The organism is Psychromonas sp. MB-3u-54, from assembly GCF_002836415.1.
In the GTDB taxonomy this organism is placed as follows: domain Bacteria; phylum Pseudomonadota; class Gammaproteobacteria; order Enterobacterales; family Psychromonadaceae; genus Psychromonas.
The window spans coordinates 1-11491 of the sequence record NZ_PJBP01000147.1; the positions used below are offsets into that span (position 1 = coordinate 1).

Annotated in this window: 7 protein-coding genes; 3 read left to right on the forward strand and 4 right to left on the reverse strand. The window is 42.2% G+C overall.

All coding sequences use genetic code 11. From position 1 onward, the window contains the following. Nucleotides 1-114 precede the first annotated feature (114 nt). The 3 genes from CXF72_RS11170 (at nucleotide 115) to CXF72_RS11180 (ending at nucleotide 3816) form a co-directional block, all read left to right on the forward strand. Nucleotides 115-1671, forward strand: coding sequence for an ABC transporter substrate-binding protein (locus CXF72_RS11170; protein ID WP_101039104.1), 1557 nt, complete (start codon nucleotides 115-117; stop codon nucleotides 1669-1671). A gap of 220 nt (nucleotides 1672-1891) precedes the next feature. Then, nucleotides 1892-2869, forward strand: coding sequence for an ABC transporter permease (locus CXF72_RS11175; RefSeq protein ID WP_101039105.1), 978 nt, complete (start codon nucleotides 1892-1894; stop codon nucleotides 2867-2869). A gap of 2 nt (nucleotides 2870-2871) precedes the next feature. Next, nucleotides 2872-3816 (forward strand): ABC transporter permease, encoded by a 945-nt coding sequence (locus tag CXF72_RS11180; protein WP_101039106.1) that lies wholly within the window; start codon nucleotides 2872-2874, stop codon nucleotides 3814-3816. Between the two features lie 275 nt (nucleotides 3817-4091). Here the strand turns inward: CXF72_RS11180 and pntB are convergent, their stop codons facing one another. The 4 genes from pntB to rapA all read right to left on the reverse strand — a co-directional run bounded on the left by pntB (nucleotide 4092) and on the right by rapA (nucleotide 11230). Next, nucleotides 4092-5468: a Re/Si-specific NAD(P)(+) transhydrogenase subunit beta gene (gene pntB / locus CXF72_RS11185; RefSeq protein ID WP_101039107.1), complete on the reverse strand. Its 1377-nt coding sequence runs from the start codon at nucleotides 5466-5468 to the stop codon at nucleotides 4092-4094. Between the two features lie 2 nt (nucleotides 5469-5470). Continuing rightward, nucleotides 5471-7015, reverse strand: a complete 1545-nt coding sequence (locus CXF72_RS11190) for a Re/Si-specific NAD(P)(+) transhydrogenase subunit alpha (RefSeq protein ID WP_101039108.1) — start codon at nucleotides 7013-7015, stop codon at nucleotides 5471-5473. A gap of 497 nt (nucleotides 7016-7512) precedes the next feature. Next, entirely contained in the window at nucleotides 7513-8181 is a 669-nt protein-coding gene (locus CXF72_RS11195) for a pseudouridine synthase (protein WP_101039109.1), read from the reverse strand. Nucleotides 8182-8317: 136 nt separating this feature from the next. Beyond that, the gene (gene rapA, locus CXF72_RS11200; RefSeq protein WP_101039110.1) at nucleotides 8318-11230 is read right to left on the reverse strand and encodes an RNA polymerase-associated protein RapA; all 2913 of its coding nucleotides are present in this window, start codon (nucleotides 11228-11230) and stop codon (nucleotides 8318-8320) included. Nucleotides 11231-11491 lie beyond the last annotated feature (261 nt).

The window sequence follows — 11491 nt, forward strand, 5'->3', positions numbered from 1 at the left end:
TGACTAACACGTCAGCAATTTAAAATAGTCGCAAGCATGACCTTAGCTCTGTGGCTATATTCTAAAATAACCAAAACTAACGGGAAATTAGTCCCGGCATTAAGGAGTTATGTAATGAAATTTTTCAAGACCAAACTGACGGTTGCTTTGCTGGCAGCAGGATTAAGCTTTAGTGCTGCAGCGGCGAATATTACTGTTGCTTATAATGCTGATCCGGTATCACTTGACCCGCATCAACAGCTTTCAGGGGGAACATTACAGATGTCGCATATGCTTTTTGACCCGTTGGTTCGTTTCACTCAAGAAATGGACTTTGAAGGCCGTATAGCTGAAAGATGGGAACGTATAGATGCGACCACATTCCGTTTTAATCTGCGTAAAGGTGTTAAATTCCATTCCGGTAATATGCTGACTGCAGACGATGTTATTTGGACATTTAATCGTTTAAAAAATTCTATTGATTTTAAAGGTGTTTTCTCACCCTATGAGAAAATGGTTAAAATTGATGATTACACGGTTGATATCAAGTCAACTGAACCTTACCCGTTAGTGCTGCAAACAGCGACCTACATCTTCCCGATGGACAGTCAATTCTATTCCGGTGAAATGGAAGGTAAAGATAAAAGTGAAATTGTTAAACATGGCAGTTCTTTTGCGTCAACCCACGTTTCAGGCACCGGCCCCTATACGATAACGACGCGTGAACAGGGCATCAAAGTGGTCTTTGAGCGTTTTGATGATTATTGGGACACAAACTCTCCCGGTAATGTTGATAAGCTGACACTGGTACCTATTAAAGAAGATGCAACTCGTGTTGCCGCGCTTCTTTCCGGTGATGTAGATATGATCTACCCGGTGGCGCCAAACGATCAGCAACGTGTTACTGATACTGAAGGTCTTAAATTAACCACGGTTTCCGGTTCTCGAGTGATTACTTTCCAGATGAATCAGAAAAGTAATCCGGCGCTTGCTGATGTGCGCGTTCGACAGGCGATTGTCCATGCCATTAATAATGAGGGCATTGTTAAAAAGATCATGAAAGATTTTGCTACCACTGCTGGCCAACAAGGCCCTGCTGGTTACGCCGGTTATGATAAAACCTTAGTGCCGCGTTTTGATGTGGCAAAAGCGAAAAAGTTAATGGAAGAAGCGGGTTACTCTGAAGATAAACCCTTGCAGATTTCTATGATGGCGCCCAACAACCGTTATGTGAAGGATGCCCAAATTGCACAGGCAACTGCCGGTATGCTGGCTAAAATTTACATTAATGTAGATTTGAAAACACTGCCGAAAGCGCAATACTGGCCTGAATTTGACCTTTGTGTTGCGGACATGATGATGATTGGCTGGCATTCAGATACTGAAGATTCAGCTAACTTCTCTGAATTTTTGACCATGACGCGCAATGCTGAAACGGGTAAAGGTGCTTATAACTGCGGACAATACTCTAACCCTGAGGTTGACCGTTTAGTTAATGCTGCCAATGCTGAAACAGATCCCGCTAAACGTGCGGCTATGTTACAAACCGTTGAGCAAATATTGTATAAAGAGGCCGCGTTTGTGCCGCTTCATTGGCAGAACTTGGCATGGGGTGCAAAATCTAATCTCCAGATGGAGCCCATTGTTAACTCTATGAACTTCCCATACTTAGGTGACCTTGTTGTTCAATAGGCGTTGTTAAATAGGTAGAAGTAGTTAAGTAACACTTATAAAAGGCCCTGCTTATTGAGGGCCTTAGTCAATACCCAAACTACTTGAGAATGCAGATTCCTGCATCATCAGTGATTTAGAGTATACAAAAGAGAGTGTTTTTCCATTCAAATTTTTATAGCGGAGACTTTGTTTCTCCGTTTTAAAGGTTTATTTTATTAATTAATTTGAGGTACAAGGAATGTTTACGTTTCTGATCAAGCGCCTTTTTCAGGCTCTGGTAGTGATGTTTGTGATCAGTTTGGTTGCCTTCTCTATTCAGGATAACCTGGGCGATCCGCTTCGAGAGTTAGTTGGCCAATCTGTGTCCACGGAAGAGAGACAGGTACTGCGTGACGAATTAGGTCTTAATGATTCGTTTCCTGTCAAATACTCCCGTTTTATTGCAAACGCTGCACATGGAGATTTAGGTACCTCTTATTTCTTTAATAAGCCTGTAGTTGAAGTGATATTCGATAAATTTGAGGCAACCTTTGAACTGGTTTTGGGTGCTGCATTGATTATCATTTTTGTCGCCATACCGCTGGGGGTCTATTGTGCTATTCACCCTAAAAGTACATGGACAAAAGTGATTATGGCACTCAGCAGTTTGGGTATTTCCGTGCCGGTTTTTCTGACAGCCATTCTGCTGATGTATCTGTTTTCCATTGAGTTGCAGTGGCTGCCCTCCTACGGACGTGGTGATACGGTGAATGTTTTGGGTTGGGAAACCGGATATCTGAGTAAAGATGGTCTGTTACATCTTATTTTACCTTGTATTTCTTTAGCGTCGATTATGTTGCCGCTATTCATCCGCTTAGTACGTTCTGAAATGCTGGAAGCGCTTGGCTCTGAATATGTTAAATTCGCCATGGCGAAAGGGTTGGCGATGAATAAAGTTCATTACCAGCATGCTCTGAAAAATACTATGCTGCCGGTGCTGACTGTTGGTGGCGTACAAATAGGGACTATGGTCGCTTATACCATTTTAACCGAAACGGTATTTCAATGGCCGGGAACCGGATTTTTATTTTTAGAAGCGATTAACCGTGTGGATACACCCTTGATCACGGCTTATGTTATCTTTGTCGGTTTAATCTTTGTGGTGACAAATACTATTGTAGATCTCTTATACGGTGTGGTTGATCCTACTGTCAATATAACCGGTAAAGGTGCTTAAATATGAATACTATTACTTCTTCTCATGTCCCTACCCGTTGGGAACGTTTAAAAAATTCAGATCTGATTTATTATTTTTTGAAAGACAAAATAGCAATGCTCAGTTTTTCCATCTTCCTGACTTGTTTGCTGATGTCTTTATTTGCGCCGCTTATTGCACCGACAGATCCCTATGATCTTACCAGCATCAGTCTGATGGATTCGGAACTGCCCCCGGCGTGGATGGCAGAGGGAGATACAAATTTTTTACTGGGAACCGATGATCAAGGGCGCGACATATTCTCAACCATACTTTATGGCTCACGTTTATCCTTAACCATTGGCTTTTTAGCCGTCGGCTTGCAGCTTATATTAGGTATTGTGATTGGTCTTTCTTCCGGCTATTTTGGCGGACGTATTGACAGTTTCCTGATGCGTTTTGCCGATGTTCAGCTGTCTTTTTCAACCCTGATGGTGGCTATTATTGTCTCGGCTATTTTTAAAGCGAGTTTTGGTAACGAATTTTACAGTGAATATGCGGTGATCATGCTGGTGGTGATCATAGGTATTGCCGAATGGCCGCAATATGCGCGCACCATTCGTGCTTCGGTACTGGCGGAAAAGGAAAAAGAATACGTAGAAGCTGCGCAGGTAATGGGATTTAAAGCAGGTCGAATAATGTTCAGACATATTTTACCAAACTGTCTGTCACCGATTCTGGTTATTTCTACGGTACAAGTTGCTAATGCGATTATGTCTGAAGCGGCATTATCATTTTTGGGCTTAGGTTTACCCGTTGACCAGCCTTCATTAGGTGCTTTGATCAGCATAGGTTTTAAATACATTTTCTCGGGAGCCTGGTGGATAACACTCTTCCCCGGTATTGTACTGGTAACCCTGGTACTGGTTATTAACCTGTTGGGTGATTGGTTAAGGGATGTCTTTAACCCGAAAATCTACAAAGGTTAAGCCGTTAAGCCGTTAAGGCTTTCAGCCGTCAGCCGTCAGCCGTCAGCCGTTAAGGCTTTCAGCCGTCAGCCGTCAGCCGTCAGCTGTTAGCTGTTAGCCGTCAGCCGTCAGCCGTCAGCCGTTAGCCGTTAGCTGTTAGCTGTTAGCCGTTAGCCGTCAGCCGTTAGCTGTTAGCTGTTAGCTGTTAGCCGTCAGCTTTCTGCCTTCCCGTTTTTTAGATACAAAAAAGGCGCTGAATAGCGCCTTTTTGATTCACATCTTATTTAACTGAGTGCTTAATTAAGATTTTGCAAAATAGCATTAACCGATGCTTTTGCATCGCCAAATAACATTTCAGAGTTCTCTTTAAAGAACAATGGATTTTGCACACCTGCATAACCCGATGCCATTGAACGTTTAAAGACAACCACTTTTTCGGCTTCCCAAACGTGTAATACCGGCATACCTGAGATAGGCGTACCTGGCTCATTGGCGGCCGGATTGACCGTATCATTTGCTCCAATTACTAAGACTACATCGGTTTTAGCGAAATCGTCATTGATTTCATCCATTTCCAATACGATATCGTAGGGTACTTTTGCTTCTGCTAATAATACGTTCATATGACCAGGTAGACGCCCAGCAACCGGATGAATACCAAAACGCACTGTTTTACCTTTGCTGCGCAAGTATTTGGTTAATTCAGCAACGGGGTATTGTGCCTGTGCAACGGCCATGCCGTAACCTGGAACAATTACCACGTTTTTAGCTGCGGCCAGCGAATCAGCAACTTCCTGAGCACTTGTTTCAAAATGCTCACCCTGCTCCTCATCGCCACTTTGCACTGTTACTTCGTTACCAAAACCACCTAGAATAACGCTAATGAACGAACGGTTCATTGCTTTACACATAATGTAGGAAAGGATTGCACCTGAAGAGCCCACTAATGCACCGGTGATGATCAGCAGATCGTTGGAGAGCATGAAACCTGTTGCCGCTGCTGCCCAACCTGAATAGGAGTTAAGCATAGACACAACCACGGGCATATCTGCACCGCCGATTGAAGCCACTAAATGCCAACCGAATGCCAGAGCAATCAGGGTCATTATGATCAAGGCGGTTAAACCTAAACCACTGCTTACAAAACCAACTAACAGGAAGGCACTTGATGCCAGTACTGCAAGGTTAATCCAGTTTTTACCCGGTAGGTTCAGTGGTGTACTCTTAATTTTTCCACTTAGTTTACCATAGGCAACAATTGAACCGGTGAAGGTAACCGAGCCAATGAAGATACCTAAAAATACTTCAACGTCATGGATTGATTGCTCAACACCCGTGAGCTGTCCATGTTCTAAATAAGAGTTGAAACCGATAAATACGGCGGCCAGACCCACAAAACTATGCAGCACAGCGATAAGTTCCGGCATTGAAGTCATTTCGACTTTTAATGCTAAACGAACCCCGATCCCTGCACCAATAGCCATTGCCACGGTAATGTAACCCATGCCTGCAACTTGTGCGCTGGCGATGGTTGCAATGATTGCAATGATCATTCCTATGATGCCAAAAGTGTTACCGCGCTTGGCACTCTCTTGACTGCTTAAGCCGTTAAGGCTGGCAATAAAGAGGATGGCTGCAATGATATATGCAGCTGTAATTAATCCTTGAGACATGCTTATTTATCCTTTTGGAACATTTTCAACATACGCTGAGTAACGGTAAAGCCACCCACGATATTGATGGTGGCGATAAGTATTGCAATAGTCGACAGGGTGGTTACAAAACCGTTACCTTGACCTACTTGCAGTAGTGCACCGATGATGATGATTCCGCTGATTGCGTTGGTTACACTCATTAGTGGTGTATGCAGAGAATGAGCAACATTCCAAACCACGCCGTAACCGACAATACAGGCAAGTATAAAGACGGTGAAATGCGCTAGAAAGTTTGCCGGCGCGACGCTCGCAAGCCATCCAAATAAGACGGCCGCAACAACGGCTGCAATAGGTTTAACCCATTTATTTTCGGCTTTTTTCTCAACCACTGGCGCTGATTTTGCGGCTTCAGCTTTAGGCGCTGGTGCAGCACTGACATTGATTGCCGGTGGCGGCCAGGAAATCTCACCCTCTTTGACAACGGTTGCGCCACGAATAACTTCATCTTCAAAATCAATATTGATAATGCCGTCTTTATCTTTACAAAGCAGCTTCATCAAGTTAACTAAATTGGTTGAATAAAGTTGGCTTGATTGCGTCGGTAAACGGCTGGGAAGATCCGTATAGCCGACGATTTTTACACCGTTATCGGTTAAGAAAACTTCATCTTTCACCGTGAGTGCTGCGTTACCGCCTGCTTGTGCTGCTAAATCGACAATCACACTACCGGCTTTCATCGATGCTATCATTTCTTTTGTCACAAGAAGCGGTGCCGGTTTACCTGGAATAAGTGCGGTTGTGATAATGATATCAACGTCTTTAGCTTGTTCAGCCATCATTGCAGCTTGTGCTTTTTGATAACCCGCGCTCATGGTTTTAGCATAACCTGAAGTGCTGACCTCTGTTTCTTCCTCGTATTCAACTACTAAGAATTCAGCGCCCATACTTTCAACTTGCTCTTTTACTTCAGGGCGAGTATCAAATGCGCGCACAATAGCGCCTAAACTACCGGCGGTACCTAATGCAGAAAGACCTGCAACACCCGCACCTATGATCAGTATCTTAGCGGGTGGAACTTTACCCGCTGCGGTGATCTGTCCGGTGAAGAAACGGCCAAACTGATTAGCGGCTTCAATAACGGCACGGTAACCTGCGATATTTGCCATTGAGCTGAGTGCATCAAGTGCTTGTGCGCGGGAAGTACGTGGTACTGAATCCATTGCAATAACACTGATTTTTTTACTGGTTAATTTTTCAAGTAATTCAGGGTTTTGCGCTGGCCAGATAAAGCTGACTAAAGTAGCGCCTTCCTTCATTAAGCTGATTTCAGGATCGGTAGGCGCATTCACTTTGAAAATAATATCCGATTGCCATACTAAATCTTTATCAGTGCCAATTTCAGCACCGGAATTCTGGTAGGCTTGATCAGAAAAGCTAGCAGCTATTCCGGCGTTTGTTTCGACAAGAAAAGTAAAACCCTGCTTAATAAGCAGCTCAACGGTATTAGGTGTTGCTGCTACGCGGTTTTCATTCTCTTGGATCTCTCTAGGTATACCTATCTGCATAGTAAGTCCATGATCGCTTGTTATTATGAATGGTCGATTTTACGTACAAAAAAAAGGTCCAAATAGATCTTGATCATACTCAGCTTTTATTTGTACAGGCTTTTATTTAATTAATTTAAAGACCTTGATCTGTTTTTGTAGGCCTGCTGCGTTTTTTTGTCGTAAGTACAACAAAAAAAAGGAGAACTCAAAGCGAGTTCTATACATTTTTTATTCTTCTAATGTATGTAATTAGCTCACATACTAGTGAAAAAATCTGTGTACGGCTACTATTTTTACTCTTTTAACTTCGCTTAACAGTACAATTATGTCACTTGATATAACATTTAGTTATATCAAGGAGGGTGATCGTGATCATATTTTAATACCGCGTACTTTGACGAGAGTATCGACGTTTGTAAATTCGTTTAAACGTATTAAGTTGATTGTCAGTATCTATTAAACCTTAAAGCACTTGAATCTGTATCACCAGATGGCTTGAGTTAGTCGATTTCCTCTTAAATTTCCATAAAGGGTGGAGGGCAGTTAAAGGTAATACGTTGCTCAGTTGAAGGGTGGGTTAAGGTGATGCTTGCGGCGTGTAATGCAAGCCGCTGTGGTGATAATTTCTTACCGAACTCAGTTGAGTAAAATTCATCGCCAACAATCGCGTGCCCAATCGCCTGCAGATGTACACGTAACTGATGGGTTCGTCCCGTTAAGGGCTTTAAACAAACCAGGGTGGTTAACTTTTCTCTTTTAACCACGGACCACTGTGTTTGTGAGCTTTTACCTTCTGCAAAATCAACAATTTGTCGCGGGCGGTTTTCCCAGTCACAACGAATGGGTAAATCAATTATTCCATTATCCTCTTTGAGAATACCTTCAACGCGTGCGTAATAGGTTTTATCTATTACTTTTTGTTGAAATTGCCGTCCTATATGACTTTGTGCAGATTTTCGCATGGTTAAAATAAGCAGTCCAGAGGTTGCCATATCTAAACGATGTACAACGGATGCATTTGGCCAGACACGTAAAATACGTAACGCTAAACTGTCACGATTTTTTTTCTCGCGGCCAGGGACACTTAATAAACCATAGGGTTTATTAAGAACAACAATATCGTCATCCTGATGAAGGATATCTAAATAGGGTGTTGTTGGTGGATTGTAAACAAAATTTGGCATATAAATATCTGCTTTAAATTTACGAAATAAAGCCGACAGCTGTTAGCTATCAGCTGTCGGCCAGTATCTTAGTCACGAGCTACGAGCTACGAAGCTCGAAATAAAGCTGACAGCCGTTAGCCGTCAGCTTGCCTGGTTAGGATTGTGTTGAAACAATAAATCGGATCGCATCTAATTTTAATTGGGTTTGATCTAATATCTTTTCGAAGTTGCTTTGCTGATCCCGTAAATGCTGGATCTCTTCTTCACGGATATTTGGATTGACCGCTTTTAATGCCTGCAGACGATCTTGTTCCTGCTCCAATGTCTGCTGCATATTCTGTTTTGCCTGAATAATAATATCAGCCATTAATTTTTGTGCTGTTGGTTGTGAGTCTTTAATCAATTGATGAATTAAAGGTTGTGAGGTATTGGCAACTTTACGACTGATATGGCGGTTAATAGGCGTTAACTGGCGATTAAAGCTATCAAATGTGACATTCTGTCCTAAATCTTTTGCATTTTTATCCAATAACAAACGAATAGGGGTTGTCGGTAGGAAACGCTTTAATTGTGCATTTTCTGTATTGATTGTTTCAACTACATAGATTAACTCTAGAAATGTTGTCGCAGCAGGTAATGAATTGTTCTTTAAAATTGCCACCGCCGTTGTACCGGTATCTGAGCTTAAGATCATCTCCATACCGCCGCTTACCATGGGATGCTCCCAAGTTAAATACTGTACATCATCACGACTTAATGCGGTTTTTCTATTAAAGGTGATGGTTGCCCCTTCTTCGGGTAATCCCGGAAAATCGCTGGTTAGCATATGCTCAGTAGGGCGGATAGCTAAACAGTGATTACCCCGGTCTTCCTGCTGTACACCGACCACATCAAAGAGCTGCAAAGCAAACTGGGTGAAATCCGGTTTCTGATCGATTTCCACAATATCATCAAGCAGATCACTGTTATGCAGAATACCACTGGAGTTGATTTCTAATAATTTATCACGACCTTGTTCAAGCTGCTTTTTAAGCTTGTCATTATGAGCGCGTGTCAGCTTAATAAGTTTATCGACTTGATCATTATCGTTTTCGCCCGTTGCCAGTAAATTAATTAAATCCTCTTTAACTAACTCGAAAACAGTGTGGCCCGTTGGCGTTGTCTGGGTGAAGGCCTGCAGACCTTGTTCATACCAATTTTGCAGGTGTTCCTGTGATGTTCCCTTTAAATAAGGGGTATAGATTTGAATATCGCAACGTTGCCCTATTCTGTCTAAACGACCAATACGCTGCTCAAGCAGATCCGGGTTGATTGGCAGATCAAATAATACCAGGTGATGGGCAAATTGGAAGTTACGTCCCTCTGAGCCAATTTCAGAACAAATCATTACCTGTGCACCGTCTTCGGTTTGCGCAAAATAGGCTGCTGCTTTATCACGTTCAATTAATGATAAACCTTCATGGAAGACAGCCGCTTTAATTGCTTCACGCGTGCGCAATGCCTCTTCAAGTGCCAATGCGGTTTCCGCTTGTGCGGCAATAATTAAGATCTTTTCGCCTTTTAACTGCTGAATAAGATCAATTAACCAATTTATGCGCGGATCAAATAAACACCAGGAATTGCTTTCACCCCCTTCAAAGGCCTGATAAATCTGTTCAGGATAAAGTGCTCGAAAGGCTTGTTCTTGAACTGTTCCTGAAGGCAACATTTTAGATACTTTAATAGCGGTTTTATATTGCTCGGGCAAAGGCAGAGCAATTGTTTTTAAATGACGTTTTGGGAAGCCTTGAATAGCTGAACGGGTATTACGGAATAATAAACGCCCGGTGCCATGCCTGTCTAACAAGTTACGGATCAATTCATGCTGTGCAGACTGGCGTTCGTCATTTTCAAGTGAAATGTCATCAACAATATTAAACAGGGGCTGCACATCCTGTTCGCTGAGCAGTTCTGTAATACTGTTCTTCGATTCATTGGATAATTGATTGTTGTCCAGCAGTTCATTAATCGCTGTCGCAACGGGTTTGTAACCCTCTTCTTCTTCGATAAATTTTTGGTAATCAAAGAAACGATTTGGATCTAATAAACGCAAACGTGCAAAATGACTTTCATGACCCAGTTGTTCTGGTGTGGCTGTCAGCAATAAAATACCAGGAATACTTTTTGATAATGCTTCAACAACCTGATAGTCGCGACTTGGTTTTTCCTTATCCCAAATAAGGTGGTGCGCTTCATCTACAATCAGTAAATCCCAATCGGCTTCTAATGCATTTTCGAAATGGGTTCTTTTACGTAATAAATTAATACTGCACAGCACTAATTGTTCAGTTTCAAAGGGGTTAATCGAATCAAGATAAGCTTCATTACAACGTGAATCATCAAAAATACTAAAATGTAAATTAAAACGGCGCATCATTTCCACTAACCACTGATGCTGTAAATTTTCAGGTAAAACAATTAATATACGTTTAGCGCGACCGGTCACTAATTGCTGGTGGATAATTAAACCCGCTTCAATGGTTTTACCAAGGCCCACTTCATCGGCTAATAAAACACGCGGGGCATGACGTTTACCCACTTCTTCTGCGATATAAAACTGATGGGGAATAAGATCTACCCGCGGGCCTAATAAACCACGCAGTTTAGATTTTTGTTGCTGGTGTTGATTGGTTAAGGATTTATAACGAAGCACAAAACGATCAAATTTATCAATCTGACCGGCAAACAGTTTATCCTGCGGTTTATTAAACTTGATGAAATTATTTAGGAACGTTTCTCTTAATTCGCTTGCTGAACCATCATCTACCCGTGTTCCTATATAGGTTATTAAGTTGTCCTGTTCGACGACTTCACTGACCAATAATTTCGAGTCGTCATGGCTAAGAATTTCATCCCCGACATTAAAACGAACACGTGTAATAGGCGCTTCTTCAATAGCATACAAACGCTGCTCACCTGACGCTGCGAATAACACTGTCAACATACGCCCCTCTAAGGCGACAATGGTGCCTAATCCTAATTCGGATTCTGTATCACTAATCCAACGCTGACCTAAAGAAAATATCATAAAATACCACTCAAAATAAAACTAAAACAAGAAGGGGCGCTATGTTACCTAAATCACCTTGGCAGGTGCTAGTGATAAATCAATAAAAACAGGGATTGTTTGAAACTCCCATATAAATGAAGAAATATCGGGCATTGTTTAACAGTTGTTTAACAAATAAGCAGTCAGAAGTTTGTTGCAAATAAACCCTTGCCAACGTTAACAAAATCCCTATAATGCGCCCCACGGAAACGGGAAAGACGCAAGTCAAACCGGTTACTC

What these genes read in the sequence shown, in the direction of transcription:
- CXF72_RS11170 (WP_101039104.1), top strand. Translation starts at nt 115, where the DNA reads ATGAAATTTTTCAAGACCAAACTGACGGTTGCTTTGCTGGCAGCAGGA.
- CXF72_RS11175 (WP_101039105.1), top strand. Translation starts at nt 1,892, where the DNA reads ATGTTTACGTTTCTGATCAAGCGCCTTTTTCAGGCTCTGGTAGTGATG.
- CXF72_RS11180 (WP_101039106.1), top strand. Translation starts at nt 2,872, where the DNA reads ATGAATACTATTACTTCTTCTCATGTCCCTACCCGTTGGGAACGTTTA.
- pntB (WP_101039107.1), bottom strand. Translation starts at nt 5,468, where the DNA reads ATGTCTCAAGGATTAATTACAGCTGCATATATCATTGCAGCCATCCTC.
- CXF72_RS11190 (WP_101039108.1), bottom strand. Translation starts at nt 7,015, where the DNA reads ATGCAGATAGGTATACCTAGAGAGATCCAAGAGAATGAAAACCGCGTA.
- CXF72_RS11195 (WP_101039109.1), bottom strand. Translation starts at nt 8,181, where the DNA reads ATGCCAAATTTTGTTTACAATCCACCAACAACACCCTATTTAGATATC.
- rapA (WP_101039110.1), bottom strand. Translation starts at nt 11,230, where the DNA reads ATGATATTTTCTTTAGGTCAGCGTTGGATTAGTGATACAGAATCCGAA.